The following is a 21,639-nucleotide window of genomic DNA, read 5'->3' as shown; positions in this document are numbered from 1 at the left end:
CGAACTCTCCACTGAAATTATCAGCTTTCAGTTTCCTCTTCAGGCTGAGATACCAATCCTGAAATAGGTCTTGATGGTACGACTGTTGAAATAGCATGTTTGTAAACCATTTGGCTTACCGTATTCTTTAATAAAATAACAAATTGATCGAATGATTCAATTTGACCTTGTAATTTGATCCCATTGACTAAATAAATTGAGACAGGAATATGCTCGCGACGAAGCAAATTTAAATAAGGATCTTGTAATGACTGCCCTTTTGACATGAGTTTATCCTTTATAGATGAAATAATAATGAAGATAAAATAATTGTAAACGCAAAAAATAATATTTAATGCGACATAAGATACTTCTGTATTATCAAAATAACATAAAAAGCATCGCTATAAAACTAACGAAAAGCGATTAATGCACAAATAACTAAAATTTTAATGTATTTAAACTAAAAAATACAAAAATTATACCGAATCTTGACAATTATCCAAAAAATTTTAAGAAAATGCAATTTTCTATTTTAACTTAAAAGGTTAAAAAAGAAAATTAAAACAATTGACATCATTATATATTTTGGAAAACAGAATCCATATTATTCCCATTTAACCATGTGATTGGTTGCTTCCAGCCCCTTAGCCAGGTAATCTGTCTTTTCGCTAATTGCCGTGTGGCACAAATCCCTTTAAAGACCATTTCATCATAACTTATTTCACCACTTAAATATTCCCACATTTGACGATAACCGACACAACGTATAGAAGGTAAATTTGGATGTAAATCTCCACGTTCCATTAATCGTTTAACTTCATCTTCAAAGCCAAGTTCTAACATTTGTAAAAAACGTTGTTCAATACGTTGATGCAACTCCGCTCTATCTGGTGGCATAATGGCAAATTGCATAATATCGTAAGGTAATAGTTCTCCACTATGTTGTGTCAATTCAGTTAAACTTTTTCCGGAAATTAAATAAACTTCCAAAGCACGATTAAGACGCTGTGGATCATTAGGATGAATTCTACTTGCCGAAACGGGATCGACTTTTTTTAACTCTTCGTGAATTGACTGCCAACCATATTTATTGGCTTTTTCTTCAATTTGCTGACGTATTTCACTATTCGCTGCTGGCAGAGGTGAAAGTCCCTCAATTAAAGCTTTGAAATAGAGCATTGTTCCCCCCACTAATAGTGGAATTCGACCATTATTCAAGGTGTTTTCAATTGCTGAAATCGCATCAGACCGAAAATTTGCAGCAGAATAACTTTCAGACGGATCACAGATATCAATTAATTTATGAGGGTATATTTGTAATTCCGATTGTGTTGGTTTTGCTGTGCCAATATTCATCCCACGATAAATAAGCGCAGAATCCACACTAATTATATCAATAGGATAACGATCATAAAGTGCCATAGCAAAGGCAGTTTTACCTGATGCAGTTGGCCCCATTAACGAAATAATTTTTGGTTTACTCATAATAAAATTGATTGCGTAATAGTTTGAATATCAATAGGGTATAAAAACGTTTCTTGATTTAATAGTTTAATATCTATCTGTTCTAATTGAGCAAGCAATTGAATTACGTTAGCGACACTCCAACTGACCATACTGTTATCTTCGCATTCAATAGCTAACCAACTGGCAATTTGAGTAGGATCGATAGTTGTATTTTCAGCAGATAAAAAAGAAATTAAAGCAGGTAATAACTGTTGCCAATTTGTCGTACGTAACATTTTAGGAACGTTTTGCAAATGTAATTTTGCTTTTTCAAAATAAAAATCGAAGCCTAAAAAGGTTAATTGTGCTTTATAGTGCGTAAGAACTTGCTCTTCTTTGCGATTAATTAAAATTGTTAATGGAATCAGTAATTTTTCAGATTCTTGCGATAATAATTTAATCGCATTCACTTTTTGCTTTGCAACAGGTAGCTTCATTAACATTAGTTTTTGCTCACTGTCTTCATATTTTTCCAGTAATGCAATATCAGGTTGAATAACAGTTAAAACTCGACCAAATTGGACTAATGATGAACTATCAAATTGGTGTTGTAATGATGACTGTAAAGGAGTTGTTCGTTTCGGGAATAAAGTTTCAATCACCGCTTTTTGTGGTTCAGTAATGTGATGATCCTGTGGTAAATCAATCTGTTGTTTTTGCTCTTGATTCTGACGGTTTTGCTGAGCATCAACATTAACAAGTTGTCCGTACAGCGCATTATTTTCTTTTACATTATTGGTTATCTTTTGAGGAAATGGCTTATTCGTAGAATAAGGTAACGGGTTGGTTTGTCGATTGAAAATATTATCACCCGCCGCTTGTCTATTCGGTGTAAAAGCGATTTTAGTTTGGTTATCTTCTAAAGGTAATGTGGATTCAACTGACGACTCCAGTGCCATAACAATAGCTTGATAAACAAAATCATGAACAAGTCTAGCCTCATGAAAACGAACTTCATGTTTAGCTGGATGAACATTGACATCAACTTGCTTTGGATCAAGCTGTAAAAAAACAACATAACTTTGTTGTTCGTTCGTTCGGTTTACATAAGCTTGTCGTAAAGCATGATTGAGTAATTTATCTTTAATTACGCGCCCATTAACATAAAAATATTGTAGATCGCTAACTTCATTACTAGCAACCCATCCTTGAATCAACAAATCATCATGTTGCCAATCTAACTTTACTGCTTTTTGAATGAAAGCACGACCACACACTGATTCAACGCGCTTATCTAACTCAGATGCACGATATTGTTTAACTAATTTACCATTATGTTGCAAGTTAAATGTCACATCAGGACGCGCCAACGCAATACGTCTGATAAACTCTTCAATATGCATAAATTCCGTTTTTTCGGTTTTCAAAAAGCGACGTCTAGCAGGTGTATTATAAAATAGATCCAACACTTCAACTGTTGAACCCACTGGATGTGCTGCAGGTTTAATGGTGGGGGACATATCACGACCTTCAGCATAAACTTGCCAGGCTTCAGATTGTTCAGCAGTACGAGAAGTTAACGTTAATCGAGAAACTGAACTAATACTAGCAAGCGCTTCTCCTCTAAATCCCAGACTTACAATCGCCTCCAAGTCGTCTAAAGTATTAATTTTACTTGTTGCATGACGAGCTAACGCTAAGGCTAATTCACTCTTATTAATTCCACAACCATTATCTCGAACGCGGATTAATTTACATCCACCCTGTTCCAAATCAATATCAATTTGCGTACTACCAGCATCTAAACTATTTTCAATTAATTCCTTAATAACCGATGCCGGACGCTCTACCACTTCGCCAGCTGCAATTTGATTTGCTAACTGAGGTGATAGAATATGAATAGCCATTAATGTCTTTCTCCAAACTTAGGATTTTGCTTTACATAATTTTTTATACCTAGATAAATTGCTTTGGCAATTTTATCTTGATGCGCACTACTACCAATTAATTTTTCTTCCCCCACATTTGATATAAAACCAACTTCAATTAAAATTGATGGAATATCTGGGGATCGCAATACACCTAAACTTGCATGCTCAGGTTTATTTTTATGCAATTTGATTGTACCGTTCATCGCTTTTAACACTTGGGTCGCTAACTCATAGCCTACACGTTGTGAATAAGAAAATTGCAAATCGAGTACCGCTTGACTTAAATGAGCATCATGACCATCGCTCAGTGCATCGCCTGCGCCACCTAATAATTGTGACTGTTTTTCCTCTTGCTCAATCCAACGCCCAAGTTCAGTATCAGCTCGCTTAGTTGATAATACCCACACTGAAGCACCAGTAGCACTACGATTCGGCGCTGCATCAGCATGGATTGATATAAGCAAATTAGCTTTACTATTACGCGCAATCTCTGAACGTTTGGATACCGAAATAAAATTATCACTGGTTCGAGTTAATACACCTTTAAATTTTGGATCGTTATTGAGTAAAGTTGTCAGTTTTTTAGCAATAGAAAGGGTTACGGTCTTTTCATATAATTTATTTTTACCTATCGCACCTGAATCTTTGCCACCATGTCCTGCATCAACAGCAATCACCACTTTAGCAGCATAAGCAGAACTGCAAAGCAACAATAACATCACAAAAGTAAATAATTTTTTCATCATGTATTCGCTAAGTGTAGTTGATTAATAATAGCTTGACCTTTTTCCGTTTTTGCCAATAAAGTCGCTGTGCGTTCAAGTTTTAAATAGTTTAAATGAACTTCGATATCTGCAATTGGCAAAATACCTTGTGCTTGCTGTGGCCACTCTATTAAAGAAATAGATCGCGAAGCAAAATATTCACGAATCCCCATAAACTCAAGTTCTTCTGGATCATAAAGCCTATATAAGTCGAAATGATAAACTGAAAAATCATCAAATTGATATGATTCTACTAAGGTATAAGTTGGACTTTTTACATTACCAACATGCCCTAATTGTTGTAAAAAACCACGACTAAATGTTGTTTTTCCAGCACCAAGCTCACCAATTAAATAAATGACTATTGTACTATTATTATTCAATAAATAACTTAAACAATGCTTTGCTAACTGCTTTCCAAAGAAGATGGTTTGTTGTTCGTCGGCTAAAATAATAGGTTTCATAACGGATATTTTGCTTAATAAATAGTTGTTATTATATACTAATAACCTTTAAAGATGTACTAACCAAAATTAACTCAATTTTTGAGTAAATTTTAACTTTAATATCATGTCTTGACATAATAAGTGAAAAAACATGCTACATACTATTTCAACGGATAACCAATCAATAATCGATCCACAACTTATCTGTGCCCAAGATGCGGTCTTATTTTGGCAAAATGGCGTATTTGTTGCGTTACAAAATACTCCTGTTCTTAATGCTATTTTAGAAAAAACTCAACATTGTTATATTTTAGATAATGATATAACAGCGCGTGGACTTGATCCGTTTATTGATAAAAGATTGCATATCATTAATATGCAACAGATGGTTGAATTAACCGTTCAATATTTTCCTCAAATGAATTGGCAATAATCAAGTAACCTTGTTAACTTTGATTTTTACTTCCTGTATCAACAATATTTCACAATAGACAGAGCCAATTTGCAATTCAATACACCTCGGTTTAATATGATTTTCATATCCTATAATTCTATATCCAACTGTAAATGGTAAATTTATTATCAATAAAAGAAATTGATGACTTGCTAAAAAAAGGCGAAGTTGTTGCTTATCCAACCGAATCCGTTTTTGGATTAGGATGTGATCCTGATTGTCAAACCGCAGTAATGAATCTGCTTGATTTAAAACGCCGTCCCATTGAAAAAGGTTTAATTCTCATTGCCAGCCATTATGATCAACTTATTCCTTACATCGATGAGTCAGCCTTGACCTATCAACAAAAACAGTTAGCTCTTACCAGTTGGCCAGGTGCGGTTACTTGGATTTTTCCTAAGAATAAAAATACCCCACAATTTTTAACCGGACAATTTGATTCGATTGCAGTACGTGTTACTGATCATCCATTAGTATGTACATTATGCAACCTATTTGGTAAACCTTTAGTTTCAACAAGTGCGAATCTTTCAAATTATCCGCCTTGTTTTACCGCAAACGAAGTTGCATTACAATTTGGTGAACAGTTTCCTATTTTACAAGGTGAAACCGGACACAGGGCTTCACCTTCTGAAATTAGGGATATAAAAACCGGCCAAATCATACGACAAGGTTAGTATTATGCACAATTTATATATTGGTATTATGTCAGGTACCAGCATGGATGGGGTAGATATTGCTTTAGTTGATATTACCGCAGGAAAAGTTAAATCAATAGCCAGCAAATGTTATTCGCTGCCAGATGATATTAAACAACAATTACTGACCCTTTGTGAAACCAAACAGACTTCATTACAAGATTTAGGTGAACTGGATCATCAGTTAGGCTTAGTTTATGCCCATCATGTGAATCAATTTTTAACACACCATAAAATAGAACGTAATAAAATTAAAGCAATTGGATGTCATGGACAAACTATTTACCATTCACCATTAGGTGCAAACCCTTTTACGATGCAAATTGGCGATGCCAATATCATTGCCGCCCTAACAGGCATTACTACCATCGCTGATTTTAGACGAAAAGATATTGCTTATGGTGGACAAGGCGCACCTTTAGTGCCTGCTTTTCATAAATCACAACTTGAAAATCCATCAATTAATCGTGTGATATTAAATATTGGTGGAATAAGCAATATCACGGTACTTATTCCACATCAGCCCGTCATCGGTTACGATACCGGACCGGGTAATGTATTGCTTGACGGTTGGATAAAGGCTTGTCTTGGTAAAAATTATGATAACGATGCTAAATGGGCAAAAACAGGAAAAATGGATACCAAACTTCTCACTAAATTATTAAATGAAGATTATTTTCAATTACCCGCCCCTAAAAGCACAGGACGAGAACTGTTTAACCTATCTTGGTTACGTCAAAAATTGACAGGTATCACATTAAAATCTGAAGATATTCAAGCAACACTGGTTGAATTAACTGCATTATCTATCGTGCAAGAAATAATAAAATTATCCATTAATACAGAATTGCCATGTGAACTTTTAGTGTGTGGTGGAGGCGCAAAAAATCCACTTATCATGCAAAGACTATCTGCGTTATTGCCTAATTGGAACGTGTTAACTACTAGTGAAAAAGGAATAAACAGTGATGATATGGAAGCAATAGCATTCGCTTGGCTTGCCTATTGTCGACTTAATAATATTCCGTCGAATATTCCAGAAGTGACTGGTGCAAACCAAGCGGTATCTTTAGGGGTGATTTATCAGTAACAATATTTAAATCAAACCAAATTTTTTTAGGGCTTTTGCAATCCCATCATTATCATTGGAATCAGTGACAAATTCAGCTTGATCTTTTAATTTGTCCACAGCATTAGCCATTGCTATCGGGTGATTAACGGTTGTAAACATCTCAAAATCATTCATCCCATCACCAAATGCGTAAGTTGGCACATCAGTGAATCCTTTTTTTTGCAATAACTGATTAATACCGTTACCTTTAGATCCACCATGATTAAAAACATCAACGCAATATGGCGTGTTACGTATAAACGTTAATTCCGGAAAAGCATCACGATAAACAGATTCACCTTCTTCGCACAACAATAACATCATTTGAATCGGTTCGTTTAGATAAAGCAGATCATCAACAGGGGGAATAGGTTGTTTAAGATAGTGATAAAACGTTTTTGCGGCTTGAGTACACTCAGAAATACGCATTATTTCATCATTATAAAAAGCTAAAGGAATATTCATTTGCTGTTTTGAAAACTGATACATTCTGGCGATTAAATCTTTATCGATATTATTCGTAAAAACTTTCTCGCCTTTATATAGAACAATTTGCCCATTCATACCGATAATAGAATCAATCGACAATTTTTTCATTAAATCGGTCACTTCACAAGGTGTACGACCTGTAGCAAGCATTGGAATAATATTATTTTGCTTTAGCTTTCTTATTGCCTCAACTGAACTTGCTAAAACCTCTATTTGACTATTAAATAAAGTCCCATCTAAATCAAAAAAAACGATAGCTTCAGGCTTATTACTCATATTACAAATCCAAAATATTTTTAATAAAAGGAATCGTTAACTTACGTTGTTCCGCTAATGTTGCTACTTCAAACTTTTCTAACAAAGAAAACAGGGTACGCATATCACGATGGACACGCTTTAATAAAAATAATCCAACTTCAGTCGATAATTCAAAACCGCTTAATTGGGCTCGTAGTTGTAACGCCTTAAGCTTATCATCATCACTTAATTCTTTTAATTGATAAACTTGCCCCCAACTAAGTCGTGATACCAAATCAGGCAATATAAAAGAAACCTGTTTAGGGGGTGCACTGGCAGTAATCAATAATTTACTAATATTTTTTTCAGTCAGACGGTTAAATAAATCAAAAATAGCTTCTTCCCAATCCCGATTGCCTGCAATAGCATCAATATCATCTAAACAAACTAAATCATAATTATCCAACCCTTGTAAAATTTCGGGAACAAGGTGGAAATACTGTTTTAAAGGAATATAACTAGCCAGTTTATTTTGACTTGAGGCATGCAATAGATGAGTACGACCAGCAGCACTTGCCGACCACATATAAAATACATTGAAACCTTGCTTAACCAATAAAGTTTGCAATGAATCAAGTAATAATTGATTATCACCTATATAAAAACTGTCGAAAGTTTCACTATTTGGTAATGAAAAAGGCAACGGTAATTGTGAAAGAGTAATAAAGTAACCTCACACTAAAAAATTAATCTAGTTAAGTATAAATTTGCTTTTGTAAAAATAAAAGAATTTTATAAAAAAGGAACAATTTAAAAAAATAAAAAATCGTTATTCAAAAAACCCTCGATATATTTTATCAGTAAACTATTAAAAAACAGCCAACAAAAAGACCAAAAAATAAGCAATCAAAATATATTTTTGTGGATAACTCTGTGCTAAAAGAAAGTAATAAGCTGTGATAAGGCTATTAATAACCTAAATGACAAAACCAATTGTGGATAACTAAGCTAATTATCAACAAGTTTAGATCAACAAAGATCCGATCAATTAACAGTGTTACAGGATCAATAAGATCCTATAAAATAATTACTATATCCAGTTATCAACAGAAAGGATCCACTCTAGTAGTAATAAAAATAAAAAGATCACATAAAAGATCTTATTTAATTTAAATGGCGATCAAATTAGATCATTTGACGTATTCAAAAAGATGAGTAAAATCGCTAACGCTAATTTAGATCAAAACAACATGTCTGAACTAACAATCATCTTCATAGAAAATAACAACGAGGCTTTATATGTTTTATCCAGATCTTTTTGATGTCATTATTGTCGGCGGCGGTCATGCTGGCACAGAAGCTGCCATGGCATCAGCAAGAATGGGCCGCAAAACACTACTTTTAACCCATAATATCAATACATTAGGACAAATGTCCTGTAATCCTGCTATAGGTGGTATTGGTAAAGGTCACTTGGTAAAAGAAATCGATGCCATGGGCGGATTAATGGCTCATGCGATTGATCTTGCAGGGATCCAATTTAGGATCCTTAATAGCAGTAAAGGTCCAGCGGTCAGAGCAACACGTGCACAAGCGGATCGATCGCTTTACCGAAAAGTGATCAGAACAACACTTGAAAACCAAGAAAACTTAATGCTCTTTCAACAATCCGTAGAAGATGTGATCATTGAAAACGATCAGATCACCGGAGTTAAAACGCAAATGGGCGTCTCTTTTAAAGCTAAAGCCGTCGTCTTAACGGCTGGCACTTTTCTAAATGGAAAAATCCATATTGGTTTAGATAATTACAGTGGAGGAAGAACAGGGGATCCTGCCTCAATTGGACTATCTAAATCATTACATCAATACCCATTTAGAATGGGAAGATTAAAAACAGGTACGCCACCGCGTATTGATGCCCGAACAATTGATTTTTCTAAATTAGGTACACAATATGGAGATGATCCTGTTCCGGTATTTTCGTTTTTAGGTAATGCTAATCAGCACCCAAAACAGATCCCATGTTATATAACAAGCACAAACGAAACGACACATGAGATCATTCGTAACAGCTTAGATCGAAGCCCAATGTACACAGGGGTGATTGAAGGCGTAGGTCCAAGATATTGTCCTTCAATTGAAGACAAAATTATGCGTTTTTCAGATCGCAATTCTCATCAGATCTATTTAGAGCCAGAAGGATTAGATAGTAACGAAATATACCCAAATGGGATCTCAACCAGTTTACCATTTGATACGCAACTTGCTTTTGTACGTAGTATGAAAGGTCTTGAAAATGCTAATATCATCAGACCCGGGTATGCGATCGAATATGATTATTTTGATCCTCGTGATCTCAAACCTACACTTGAAAGTAAAGTGATCAAAGGGCTATTTTTAGCTGGACAAATTAATGGGACAACAGGGTATGAAGAGGCAGCTGCTCAAGGCATGTTAGCAGGTTTAAATGCCGCACGGTTCGTTTATGATCAAGATCAATGGTATCCAACGCGTGATCAAGCTTATTTAGGTGTACTGGTTGATGATCTTTGTACGTTAGGCACCAACGAACCTTATCGAATGTTTACTTCTCGTGCTGAATATCGTTTGATGTTACGTGAAGATAACGCTGATATTCGTTTAACTGAAATTGGTCGTAAGCTAGGCATGGTTGATGATTATCGTTGGCAAAAATTTAATGAAAAATTTGAAGCGATAGAACAAGAAAGAGCACGTTTACGCGATATATGGGTGCATCCACATATTGAAACTATTGATGAAGTGAATGCCGTTTTAAGTGCTAATTTAACCAAAGAAGCAAATGGTGAAGAGTTACTTAAACGCCCTGAAATGAGCTATAACACATTGAAATCATTATCACTATTTGCGCCTGGATTAACTGATCCTAGTGCTGCAGAACAAGTTGAAATTCAAGTTAAATATGATGGATATATTAAACTTCAAATTGAAGAAATCGAGCGCCAAAAACGTAACGAAGAAACATTAATTCCTGAGCATATTGATTATGCTGAAATTTCTGGATTATCAAACGAAGTTGTCGCTAAATTGAAACAGCATAAACCAGTATCGATCGGGCAAGCTTCACGTATTTCAGGCATAACACCAGCGGCAATATCAATGTTATTAGTTTATTTAAAAAAGAAGAATTATGTTAAAAAAGAAACTCACTAATCTTATTGATCAAACAGATCTTTTGATCACAGATCAGCAAATTGATCTGCTTATTGAGTATGTTGAAATGCTGAATAAGTGGAATAAAGCCTATAATTTAACTGCTGTGCGTGATCCCAACGAAATGTTAGTAAAACACATTATGGATAGTTTAGTGGTATCGCCCTATTTAGTGGGCGAACATTTTATTGATGTCGGAACAGGACCTGGGTTACCTGGTATACCATTAGCGATCATCAATCCGGATAAACAATTTGATTTAGTTGACAGTTTAGGAAAACGTATTCGTTTTTTAAAACAGGTAAAATTTGAATTAAAACTGAATAATATTAATCCGGTGCAAAGCCGCATAGAAGACTATACCGAACAACAGTTTGATGGGGTCATTAGCCGAGCGTTTGCTTCATTACAAGATATGCTCACTTGGTGTCAGCATCTACCAAATCAACAGGGATCGTTTTATGCTTTAAAAGGTAGTGAACAAGATCCTATCCCTGATGGGTTTGAACTTAAACAGAATATTAAACTGACTATTCCACAATTAAATGCGGATAGATGTTTAACGATTATTACTAAAGTTAATTGACGATAATTTTAATTCTTACCTGAGAAAGAAATATTAATTTTTACGCTTTTTCAGGTAATCTTTGATACCACTAACAATCGCTTTTGATACTTGATTCTGGAAAGAAGCGGTTTTTAATTTTTTTTCTTCGTTAATATTACTAATAAAAGCGGTTTCCACCAAAACAGAAGGAATATCAGGGGCTTTTAAAACAGCAAAACCTGCTTTTTCAAGTGAAGGTTTATGTAAACTATTGACGCCTTTTAGTCGATTTAATATAGCATTACCTAATAATACACCGTTGCTAATAGTTGTTTTTTGGACTAAATCTAAAATAGTATTATCTAAATATTTATCACCACTGCGACTCACGCCACCTATTTGATCGGCATTATTTTGTGTTTGAGCCAAATAATTTGCTGCCGAACTTGTCGCCCCTCGGGTGGATAATGAAAATACAGAAGATCCTCTAACTGATCGACTGGTAAATGCATCTGCATGGATAGAAATAAAAAGATCGGCATGTAAAGATCGTGCTTTAGCTACTCGTACTTTCAATGGGATAAACACATCTTCATTACGGGTCATATAAACTTTAACATTCGGCTCTTTTTTCAATAAATTAAAAGTTCTGCGTGCAATTTGTAAAACAATATCCTTTTCTCTGGTTTTGTTATAGCCAATCGCACCCGGATCTTCACCGCCATGACCGGGATCGAGCATCACAATAATCGGGCTATTTTTCTTTTTATTAATGGGTGGTTTGATCTCAGCTTGCTGTTGGTTTAGATCACCTTTTGTATATTCTTCTAACAGTGCTAATAAAGGATCATCATCTGTTATTGAAGATTGTTTTGAAGGATAAAGATCGATGACTAAACGGTTTTTAAATTCGGCTACAGGGGGTAACGTAAAAGTATTGGGGTCTATTCCTTGCTTAGCTTCGATCATGATTCTAACCGTTTTAGCATCCAGCTGGGTAACTTGAATTGATTTGATGTAAGGATCGTGACTTAATACTTTCGATGAAATACTTTTTAAAACAGGATTTGAATTGATATTATCAATATCGATCACTAATCGATCTGGGTTAAATAATGCAGCACTTTTGTATTTAAGCTTACTATTAGATTCTAACGTAATTCGTGTGTAAGTAGAGGAAGGCCAAATACGAACAGCGACCATTTGTGCCATTGCTGAAGCAAGAGCAACACGAGTGACAGACAATAAACAAGTCGCAAGAATACCTTTAACTAAAAGGCGTTTTGTTGGACTGAACGTTTTTGACATATCTAGGCACTTTCAATAATTAAATTAAGGCGGATAATAACATAAATTATTGTGAATGGTAAAAGTTACCAAGAATTATAACTGTTTCGCATCGTTGCAAAAAAAGCTTTTGCTTTAATTCGAAAACATATTCATAAAATTAAAAAAAAGAGAGTAACAGAAGTTACTCTCTCACTCAATTGGAAGAACTTTGAAAACTACCAAAAGAGTATGTTATAAACTGTATTTAGCAGTTATATCGATTCCTTTAAAAAGGAGGACTACTGATAAATAACGAGTTACTTCTCGTTAAATTTATCCCAACAAACATTAACGAGAAAATCTAGCTTAATGGCCAGTCAATTCAGTGCTAAAGTATTGTTAGTTGTAGTCCTCCAACAATAAGCACCGATTGTTAACTAAAGTCAATCTTTAATTTAATAAAGAAAGCATTTAGTAACTGCTAAGTAGTATATCATTTAGAATAAAAATATGAAAGGTAATTTAGTGACTAAAAATTAAAAATATTTAATTGATTGATAGAGTTATTAAGAGCATCTGAAATAAATATAAAGATTATCGTTACAAAAAGACGAGTAACCTAAGTCACTCGCCCTCATTATGTCATTTAAAATCTAAATAGCAATAGTCTTAAAAACGACTACACTAGATGGATTTATTTTGTTTAAATATTTCTGAATTATTCAAATCATTTTGAAATATTTAAAATAAGTTCTGACGAGAAATTCTAACAAATGGTTAGTCATTCAAGTTGGTAGCATAACTTTGTGTAGTTCCTGCTGACAACTATGTTAATACTGAAAAATCCTATGGTAGAACCAAATGATACAAATCAGTAGTGGTAACTATAATCCAAAAAAATGAAAAATATAACAATTAATTAGTAATTTTATGTTAACTGTTTTAAGCATAAATTAAAAAGGTTAAATTGAAATTATTTTTTTTAGATAACAATTATTATTTTATTATAGACCCTACATTCACAAAGGATTACAATATGGCACGCTAAAATCGCGGATTTAAACCCGTTTTCATTTTAACAATTAAATATAGCTGAGTTATTGATGAGCAAAAAATTACATATCAAAACTTGGGGCTGCCAAATGAATGAATATGATTCAACCAAAATGGCAGATCTCCTTGAATCCACCCACGGTTTAACATTAACAGACAACGCAGAAGAAGCAGATATTTTATTATTAAATACTTGCTCGATTCGAGAAAAAGCGCAAGAAAAAGTTTTTCATCAATTAGGACGTTGGAAAAATTTAAAACAACATAATCCCGAAATTATCATTGGGGTTGGTGGATGTGTGGCTTCTCAAGAAGGTGCGCATATTCGTAAACGTGCACCTTTTGTCGATATTATTTTCGGTCCGCAGACTTTTCACCGTTTACCGGAAATGATAGAGCAAATTCGAAGTGGAAAAGGAAATCATGTTGTCGATGTAAGTTTTCCTGAAATTGAAAAGTTTGATCGCTTACCTGAACCTCGCAGTGAAGGTCCGACAGCGTTTGTCTCGATTATGGAAGGATGTAATAAATATTGTACCTATTGTGTGGTACCTTATACCCGTGGTGAAGAAGTGAGCCGACCTTGTGACGATGTAATTTATGAAATAGCTCAACTGGCAGAACAAGGTGTGCGTGAAGTTAATCTGCTTGGTCAAAATGTCAATGCTTATCGAGGACCAACCTTCGATGGCGATATTTGTTCATTTGCAGAACTACTTCGGTTAGTCGCTGCCATTGATGGTATTGACCGTATTCGTTTTACAACCAGTCATCCAATTGAGTTTACTGATGATATTATCGATGTTTATCGTGATACGCCTGAATTAGTTAACTTTTTACATCTACCCGTGCAAAGTGGATCGGATCGTGTTTTAAATTTAATGAAACGTACGCATACGGCACTTGAATACAAATCAATTATCCGAAAACTACGCAAAGTCCGTCCAGACATTCAAATTAGTTCTGATTTTATTGTTGGATTCCCGGGTGAAACACAAGAAGATTTTGAACAAACCATGAAATTAATTGCTGATGTCAATTTTGACTTAAGCTATAGCTTTGTCTATTCTGCACGCCCTGGTACACCAGCGGCAGAAATGGAAGATAACGTTTCTGAAGACGAGAAAAAACAACGTCTTTATATCCTACAAGAACGTATCAATCAACAAGCAATGCAATTTAGCCGTCGTATGTTAAATACCGTGCAACGCATTTTAGTCGAAGGACCATCTAAGAAAGATCTGATGGAACTAACGGGCAGAACTGAAAATAACCGTATTGTTAACTTTGAAGGTCATCCTAATATGATTGGTAAATTTGTTGATGTTGAAATTACCGATGTTTATCCAAATTCATTAAGAGGTAAAGTTGTGCGTACCGAGAATGAAATGGATCTGCGTGTGAGTGAATCTCCTATGTCTGTAATCTCAAGAACCCGTAAAGAAAACGATTTAGGTGTCGGTATCTACCAACCATAATAAAAATAACATATTGAATTATTAAAAAAATAATATTTTATCATAATGGAAAGGAAAGAAAAAAATGCTTATTATATTCGGCTCGAGAGGTCGTGAAGTAAACGAAAAAACAGGGCAATTTAATTGCCCTAGTTGTTGTACACAGCAAAACATCAAAACTGATGAAAAACAACAACAATATACGCAAGTTAAAGTGGCAAGATATTTTACATTGTTTTTTATACCAATATTCAGTTTTCAAACATTAGGAAGATACATTAGATGTAATCATTGTCATTCAGAATATAATGAAAATGTTTTAAAATATGTACCGCCTACATTAGAAGAAGAAATTGGTCAGGATGTTGAGCAAGAATTAAAAAGTGGTACACCAATCTCAATGATGATCAATAAACTAAAAACGCAAGGATTAGATGAACAACAGGCTACAAAACTGGTTGATCAGATAGTATCGGGAAATATTGTTACTTGTCATCATTGTAAAAAGGAATTTTTAAAAGGTGTTGAAAAATGTCCTTTATGTGAAGGATATCTTAGCAATTAACATGAATGATTAGAGGGCTTATCATTGAAAATTATTACACATCAAACCGTGCTTGAACCAGATGATAATCAAAGATTAAATAGTCTTTGTGGCCCTCATGATGACAACGTAAAACAACTTGAACGTCGACTTGGTATTGAAATTAATCATCGAGGTAATCTATTTTTGATTACCGGTGATCAGATTTGTGTTAACGCAGCCGATCAGATTTTAAAGTCACTTTATCAACAAACTAAAACCAAAAACAACATTATTGATATTGAACCCGAACACATTCATTTAGCGATAAAAGAATCCGGTGCGCTTGAAAAAATGAAAGAACATCTTCCTGCTTATACTGATCAGCATGGAAGTAAAATGGTGATGATTAAAACAAAACGTGGGGTAATCAAACCAAGAACGCCCAATCAGGCTCAATATATTGCGCATGTTTTAGATTATGATATCTCGTTTGGTATTGGGCCTGCGGGAACGGGTAAAACCTATTTAGCGGTGGCAGCTGCTGTTGATGCATTAGAAAAGCAACAGATTCGTCGGATAGTACTGACTCGACCCGCTGTTGAAGCGGGTGAAAAACTTGGATTCTTACCAGGTGATTTAAGCCAGAAAGTCGACCCGTATTTACGCCCACTTTATGATGCGCTATTTGAAATGCTGGGTTTTGAAAAAGTCGAAAAACTGATTGAAAAAAGCGTGATTGAAGTTGCGCCACTAGCGTATATGCGTGGTCGTACTCTAAATGATGCATTTATTATTCTCGATGAAAGCCAAAACACCACAATAGAACAAATGAAGATGTTTCTAACACGCATTGGCTTTAACTCAAAAGCTGTTATAACAGGGGATATCACTCAAATTGATTTACCGCGTCACCAAAAATCCGGTTTACGTCATGCAATTGAAGTTTTAAGCCAAGTTGATGAAATTAGTTTTAACTTTTTTAATAGTGAAGATGTTGTTCGTCATCCGGTAGTTGCCAGAATTGTCAACGCTTATGAACAATGGGAACAACAAGAGCATCAATTAAAAAGCAGTATTTAAGGAGTATTATTATCCCTATTACAACAAAAAAAAAGCGAACTAATATTCGGGATCATTCAGCAGAAACAAACTTATTCCTGCGTAGAGCTTTGTTTGCTTTTGTGGTAATTATCTTTTTGATTATTATTTTATTAGTGAATTTAGCGGATCTTCAAATTGCTAATTTTAGTTATTACAGTACTAAATCAAATAATAATCGTATCGAAATTATACCTATTCCTCCTAGTCGCGGCATGATTTATGACCGTAATGGAACGCCATTAGCCAGTAATAATATCACCTATCAACTAAACATTATTCCTGATAAAACCAAAAATCTGAATGAACAATTTGAACAATTAAAAAAAGTGGTTGATTTGACAGATGAAGATATTGAAAATTTCCAAAAAGAAAGACGAAATTATCGAGCTCACAGACCCGTTCCGCTAAAAGATAACCTTAGTAAAGAACAAATTGCACGATTTGTTGTCGATCAACACAGATTTCCTTTTGCCTCAATTGTTAAAATACAACACCGCTATTACCCTTATGGTGCATCACTAACTCACATTCTGGGGTATATCTCAAAAATAAATAGCCAAGATAAAAAGCGGTTAGAAGAAGAAAATAAAACCAGTAATTATGTTGCGACGCTCAATATCGGAAAAATGGGCATTGAACGCTATTATGAAAACATATTACATGGCACAGCTGGTTATGAAAAAGTTGAAGTTAATAGTCGCGGACGTATCGTCCGACTGCTTGAACAGCATCCACCGCAAGCAGGCGAAGATATCTATTTATCAATAAATCTCAAATTACAACTTTACATCGAAAAACTTCTTGCTGGGCGCAAAGCTGCTGTGGTGGCGATTGATCCCAATAACGGGGAAGTCCTAGCGATGGTCTCAAGCCCTAGTTATGATTCAAATGATTTTGTTGGAGGGATATCAAGTGCAAAATATAATGAATTACTCAATGATCCGAACAAACCATTATTTAATCGGGCTTTGTTGGGGGCTTATCCACCTGCTTCAACCGTAAAACCCTTTATTTCTGTAGCTGCATTAAGTGAAGGGGTTGTAACGCCCAAAAGCGTGGTTAACGATCCTGGATGGTGGCAATTACCGGGAACTGAAAGACGTTACCGAGACTGGCTAAAATGGGGACATGGTCGGGTTGATGTACTAAAAGCGATAGAAGAATCAGTAGATACCTATTTTTATCAAGTTGCTTATGATATGGGGATTGATCGTTTAAGTTTATGGATGACTAAATTTGGCTATGGTCAACGCACTGGAATTGATATGTCACCAAGTGAAGAGACACGCGCTGTTATGCCAAGTCGAGAATGGAAAAGTAAACGTCATAAAAAATCCTGGTTACAAGGAGACACTATCCCTGTTGGCATTGGTCAAGGATACTGGACTGCAACACCAATGCAAATGGCAAAAGCATTAACTATCTTAATTAATAATGGAAAAACTTATACCCCCCATTTTTTACTGTATAAAAAGAGTGATATTTTAAATTCCAATGAAGATCAGTTTCACATTGATCCCGTTCAATTTGAACAGCCAAATAATTTAACAGAAGTTAAAACAAATTATTGGGATTTAGCGAAAGAAGGGATGTATAGAGTGATGTTTGGTTCACGAGGAACAGCACGTAAAGTGTATGCTGGCGCTCAATATCAAGCAGCAGGAAAATCAGGAACAGCACAAGTGTATGGTTTAAGAGAAAACGAAACTTATAATGCGAACAATATTCCCGAGCATTTACGTGATCATGCATTATTTATTGCTTATGCGCCTTACGATAAACCCAAAATAGCATTGGCTATTGTACTTGAAAATGGAGGGGGCGGAAGCTCAAATGGTGGTGCGGTTGCACGCAAAATTCTTGATTTTTATCTATTAGGCAATCACTCCACTGATCTCGATGACGCAGCTCAAGATACAGGATATGAAAATTAATTATGAATAACATCAAAAAATCTTTTTGGCAAAAGATACATATTGATCCCCTTTTTTTTCTATTTATAACGCTACTACTCTGTTATAGCTTATATATTCTTTGGAGTGCGAGTGGGCAAAATATCGATATGATACAAAAGCGAGTGATACAAATACTCCTTGGTTTTTTTATCATGATATTTTTAGCTCAATTTTCACCTCGAACCTATGAAAAATGGGCTCCCTATCTTTATATTTTTTGTATTATCATTTTACTGTTTGTTGATATTTTTGGTTACACCAGTAAAGGCGCACAAAGATGGTTAGACTTAGGTGTATTGCGATTTCAACCATCAGAAATTGCAAAAATAGCCGTGCCATTAATGGTTGCTAAATTTATTCATCGTGATGGCTGTCCTCCACCTTTAAAAACCACATTACAAACCTTGGCTATTATTGGTGTGCCAACTTTACTTGTTGCAATGCAACCGGATTTAGGTACAGCTATATTAATTGTCATGTCAGGAATATTTATTATCTTTTTGGCTGGTATTGATTGGCGATTTATCATTGTTGCTGTCATCTTAATTGCTGCTTTTTTACCTATCATGTGGTTCTTTTTAATGCATGATTATCAACGTGAACGGGTGTTAACACTTTTTAATCCTGAGCGAGATCCAAATGGTACGGGTTATCATATTATTCAATCTAAAACTGCCATTGGTTCTGGAGGGATATGGGGTAAAGGATGGCTTGAAGGCACGCAATCACAATTAGAATTCCTACCAGAAAGACATACTGACTTTATTTTTTCTGTAATTGCAGAAGAATTTGGTTTTATTGGTACTATCGTTCTGTTAATTCTTTTTTTATGTTTAATTGTTCGTGGGTTAATTATTGCATCACAAGCACAAACGACATTTGGTCGGATATTATCTGGTGGTCTGATTTTAGTCTTCTTTGTCTACGTGTTCATTAATATCGGTATGGTCAGTGGAATCTTACCGGTAGTTGGTGTACCATTACCTTTAATAAGTTACGGTGGCTCATCATTAGTCGTTTTAATGGCATGTTTTGGCATTATGATGTCTATTCACACACATCGATATATGTTATCTAAAAATATTTAACGGAATTCAAATAAATGAAAAAGAAATTTAAATTATCTTTTGCTATCTTGATGCTGTCAATTTGCACATCAGCATCTGCTGATATGCCTTTTCCTATTCCAGCTATTCCCCAATTAAATGCTGAATCTTATATTTTAATGGATGCCAAATCAGGCGAAATTTTAGCGGAATATAACGCTGAACAACAACGTGATCCAGCCAGTCTTACCAAAATGATGACCAGCTATGTAGTTGGTCAAGCTTTACACTCAGGTCGAATTAAAAATGATGATATGGTTGTAGTCAGTAAAGATGCATGGGCAACGGGTAACCCTGTATTAAAAGGATCATCATTAATGTTTTTGGAAGTGGGTAAAACCGTTTCTGTTTCGGATCTTAACAAAGGTATCATCATTCAATCAGGTAACGACGCTTGTATTGCAATGGCTGAACATATCGCAGGTAGCCAAGGTGCTTTTGTTAATTTAATGAATGACTATGCCAAAAAAATAGGTTTGGAACATACCCATTTTGAAACCGTACATGGACTTGATGCGCCAGGACAATATACCACAGCCAAAGATATGGTGTTATTAGGTCGCGCATTGATTCGTGATTTACCTGATGAATATGCGATTTATAAAGAAAAAGAATTTACTTATAATCTCTCTAAACCGCAATTAAATCGTAATGGCTTACTATGGGATACTACATTAAATGTAGACGGAATCAAAACAGGTCATACCCAAGCAGCCGGTTACAACTTAGTTGCCTCTGCTGTCGAGGGTAATACACGTTTAATATCGGCAGTATTAGGCGGAAGAACCTATAAAGGTCGGGAAGAAGAAAGCAAAAAATTATTAGTTTGGGGCTTTCGATTCTTCGAAACGGCTAACCCTATAAAAGCGAATATGCCTTTATTTACTGAATCCATTTGGTATGGAGATGAAAATAAAATCCAACTAGGTTCAATAGACGGTGCTTATGTTACTGTACCAAAAGGTCGTTCAGCTGATCTACAAATAAAATATGTCATTGATAACTATATTTATGCACCGATAATGAAAGGAAGAACAGTAGGTAAAATACAATTTTTATTAGATGGCAAAGTGATTAATGAACAACCATTAGTGGCACTGCAAAATGTTGCAGAAACTGGGTTCTTTGGATCTGTATGGGATTGGATAGAATTACAGTTTGTAAAAATTTTTAATTAATAGATTTTTTTTTAGTTTTGCAAGCTTTGCTTGCAAAACGCTCTATTTATAGCCCTTCATTAATGATTTGATGAAAAAATATCTCCCGTTCTAGTTTCACCTTCCTCCTCAATATTTAAAAAATTAAAAGCCGTCAATTCACTTTATTTAAATGCGTTTAACATCACTGTATCCATTATCAATAGCAATAAAAAATTAACCTTATTAACAAAATATTTTCAATTTATTTAACAAAAGCTTGCTTAGCTTAACGAATGATCTTATCATTGTAAAATGATTAAGATTATCAAAATCGATAACATAAATAAAAGTTAATTAGGGATAGTATGGATATTAAGGAGTAGTTGTGGTTCGTTGTTTAGTGCTATCAGATAACCGATTACCTATTTACGGTAATTTCTGTCATTTTCATGATGATTTGTATCTCAACTTACAATCATTATCACATCAATTTCTTGATTCTTTTCTGATTATCGATGCCCCCAATTATTCCAACTTAAGCAACCAAAATCATTATTACCTAAATAACGTTGGAAAGCTGATTAATCAGTTTGATACATCAGGAAAGGAGTAACCCATGGCGAACAAAATAACCACCCTTATCAATCAAGTCGGTGAAGGTTTACTGAATGAATTAACGGGCGAGGTCAGCCACAACCGCTACACCTTAACGGTTGATAATCTGATTTCGCCGGTT

At 34.8% G+C, this 21,639-nt stretch carries 19 protein-coding genes and 1 pseudogene; 12 read left to right on the top strand and 8 right to left on the bottom strand.

Going from position 1 to position 21,639, the window contains the following annotated elements:
- Positions 1–20: 20 nt before the first annotated feature.
- The 5 genes and pseudogenes from hfq to tsaE form a co-directional block, all read right to left on the bottom strand.
- Positions 21–266: an RNA chaperone Hfq gene (hfq, locus tag ACGH6P_RS10785; RefSeq protein ID WP_220216206.1), complete on the bottom strand. Its 246-nt coding sequence runs from the start codon at positions 264–266 to the stop codon at positions 21–23.
- 292 nt (positions 267–558) lie between these two features.
- The gene (miaA, locus tag ACGH6P_RS10780; protein WP_267360538.1) at positions 559–1,467 is read right to left on the bottom strand and encodes a tRNA (adenosine(37)-N6)-dimethylallyltransferase MiaA; all 909 of its coding nucleotides are present in this window, start codon (positions 1,465–1,467) and stop codon (positions 559–561) included.
- A complete protein-coding gene (gene mutL, locus ACGH6P_RS10775; RefSeq protein WP_267351179.1) occupies positions 1,464–3,335 on the bottom strand; it encodes a DNA mismatch repair endonuclease MutL in 1,872 nt (623 codons plus the stop codon). Before mutL ends, miaA begins: the two co-directional genes overlap by 4 nt.
- 20 nt (positions 3,336–3,355) lie before the next feature.
- Positions 3,356–4,060: pseudogene (locus ACGH6P_RS10770) on the bottom strand (N-acetylmuramoyl-L-alanine amidase); the annotation flags it as partial.
- Positions 4,061–4,101: 41 nt separating this feature from the next.
- On the bottom strand, positions 4,102–4,587 hold the full coding sequence (gene tsaE / locus ACGH6P_RS10765; protein ID WP_267360535.1) for a tRNA (adenosine(37)-N6)-threonylcarbamoyltransferase complex ATPase subunit type 1 TsaE: 486 nt from the start codon (positions 4,585–4,587) through the stop codon (positions 4,102–4,104).
- A gap of 133 nt (positions 4,588–4,720) precedes the next feature.
- On the opposite strand from tsaE, the gene tusB reads away from it, so the two are divergent.
- The 3 genes from tusB (at position 4,721) to ACGH6P_RS10750 (ending at position 6,811) form a co-directional block, all read left to right on the top strand.
- Positions 4,721–5,002, top strand: a complete 282-nt coding sequence (tusB, locus tag ACGH6P_RS10760) for a sulfurtransferase complex subunit TusB (RefSeq protein WP_065558459.1) — start codon at positions 4,721–4,723, stop codon at positions 5,000–5,002.
- Between the two features lie 134 nt (positions 5,003–5,136).
- A complete protein-coding gene (locus ACGH6P_RS10755; RefSeq protein ID WP_411597456.1) occupies positions 5,137–5,700 on the top strand; it encodes a Sua5/YciO/YrdC/YwlC family protein in 564 nt (187 codons plus the stop codon).
- A gap of 4 nt (positions 5,701–5,704) precedes the next feature.
- Positions 5,705–6,811, top strand: a complete 1,107-nt coding sequence (locus ACGH6P_RS10750) for an anhydro-N-acetylmuramic acid kinase (RefSeq protein WP_267379472.1) — start codon at positions 5,705–5,707, stop codon at positions 6,809–6,811.
- 6 nt (positions 6,812–6,817) lie between these two features.
- Here ACGH6P_RS10750 and ACGH6P_RS10745 read toward each other — a convergent pair whose 3' ends face one another.
- Together ACGH6P_RS10745 and hda are read right to left on the bottom strand one after the other, a co-directional pair.
- The gene (locus tag ACGH6P_RS10745) at positions 6,818–7,597 is read right to left on the bottom strand and encodes a Cof-type HAD-IIB family hydrolase (RefSeq protein ID WP_411597455.1); all 780 of its coding nucleotides are present in this window, start codon (positions 7,595–7,597) and stop codon (positions 6,818–6,820) included.
- Position 7,598: 1 nt separating this feature from the next.
- Complete coding sequence (hda, locus tag ACGH6P_RS10740) at positions 7,599–8,282, bottom strand: DnaA inactivator Hda (RefSeq protein WP_081299048.1); 684 nt, start codon at positions 8,280–8,282, stop codon at positions 7,599–7,601.
- Positions 8,283–8,857: 575 nt separating this feature from the next.
- Between hda and mnmG the strand changes: the two genes are divergently transcribed.
- Positions 8,858–10,750: a tRNA uridine-5-carboxymethylaminomethyl(34) synthesis enzyme MnmG gene (mnmG, locus tag ACGH6P_RS10735; RefSeq protein WP_267351168.1), complete on the top strand. Its 1,893-nt coding sequence runs from the start codon at positions 8,858–8,860 to the stop codon at positions 10,748–10,750.
- Positions 10,728–11,336 carry a 16S rRNA (guanine(527)-N(7))-methyltransferase RsmG gene (gene rsmG, locus ACGH6P_RS10730; RefSeq protein WP_267360531.1) on the top strand — a complete coding sequence of 203 codons (609 nt, stop codon included), beginning with the start codon at positions 10,728–10,730 and terminating at the stop codon, positions 11,334–11,336. The genes mnmG and rsmG overlap by 23 nt, the downstream gene beginning before the upstream one ends.
- 33 nt (positions 11,337–11,369) lie before the next feature.
- On the opposite strand, the gene ACGH6P_RS10725 is transcribed toward rsmG, so the two are convergent.
- A complete protein-coding gene (locus ACGH6P_RS10725) occupies positions 11,370–12,605 on the bottom strand; it encodes an N-acetylmuramoyl-L-alanine amidase (protein WP_411597454.1) in 1,236 nt (411 codons plus the stop codon).
- A 1,064-nt stretch (positions 12,606–13,669) separates the two neighbouring features.
- On the opposite strand from ACGH6P_RS10725, the gene miaB reads away from it, so the two are divergent.
- The 7 genes from miaB (at position 13,670) to ACGH6P_RS10690 (ending at position 21,516) form a co-directional block, all read left to right on the top strand.
- Positions 13,670–15,097: a tRNA (N6-isopentenyl adenosine(37)-C2)-methylthiotransferase MiaB gene (gene miaB, locus ACGH6P_RS10720; protein ID WP_411597453.1), complete on the top strand. Its 1,428-nt coding sequence runs from the start codon at positions 13,670–13,672 to the stop codon at positions 15,095–15,097.
- Between the two features lie 64 nt (positions 15,098–15,161).
- Complete coding sequence (locus ACGH6P_RS10715) at positions 15,162–15,641, top strand: zinc-ribbon domain-containing protein (protein WP_065558468.1); 480 nt, start codon at positions 15,162–15,164, stop codon at positions 15,639–15,641.
- A gap of 24 nt (positions 15,642–15,665) precedes the next feature.
- The gene (locus ACGH6P_RS10710; RefSeq protein WP_267351162.1) at positions 15,666–16,682 is read left to right on the top strand and encodes a PhoH family protein; all 1,017 of its coding nucleotides are present in this window, start codon (positions 15,666–15,668) and stop codon (positions 16,680–16,682) included.
- Entirely contained in the window at positions 16,643–18,637 is a 1,995-nt protein-coding gene (gene mrdA, locus ACGH6P_RS10705; protein ID WP_267351161.1) for a penicillin-binding protein 2, read from the top strand. The genes ACGH6P_RS10710 and mrdA overlap by 40 nt, the downstream gene beginning before the upstream one ends.
- A 2-nt stretch (positions 18,638–18,639) precedes the next feature.
- Entirely contained in the window at positions 18,640–19,746 is a 1,107-nt protein-coding gene (gene mrdB / locus ACGH6P_RS10700; RefSeq protein ID WP_267351159.1) for a peptidoglycan glycosyltransferase MrdB, read from the top strand.
- Positions 19,747–19,760: 14 nt separating this feature from the next.
- Positions 19,761–20,942, top strand: a complete 1,182-nt coding sequence (locus ACGH6P_RS10695) for a serine hydrolase (protein ID WP_267351158.1) — start codon at positions 19,761–19,763, stop codon at positions 20,940–20,942.
- A 346-nt stretch (positions 20,943–21,288) separates the two neighbouring features.
- Positions 21,289–21,516: a hypothetical protein gene (locus ACGH6P_RS10690; protein ID WP_411597452.1), complete on the top strand. Its 228-nt coding sequence runs from the start codon at positions 21,289–21,291 to the stop codon at positions 21,514–21,516.
- Positions 21,517–21,639: the final 123 nt, after the last annotated feature.

The organism is Gilliamella sp. CG25, from assembly GCF_046635705.1.
Classification (GTDB): Bacteria; Pseudomonadota; Gammaproteobacteria; order Enterobacterales; family Orbaceae; genus Gilliamella; species Gilliamella apicola_I.
The sequence above is the reverse complement of the archived record's forward strand: the minus strand, read 5'-3'. Positions and strand labels throughout refer to the sequence as shown.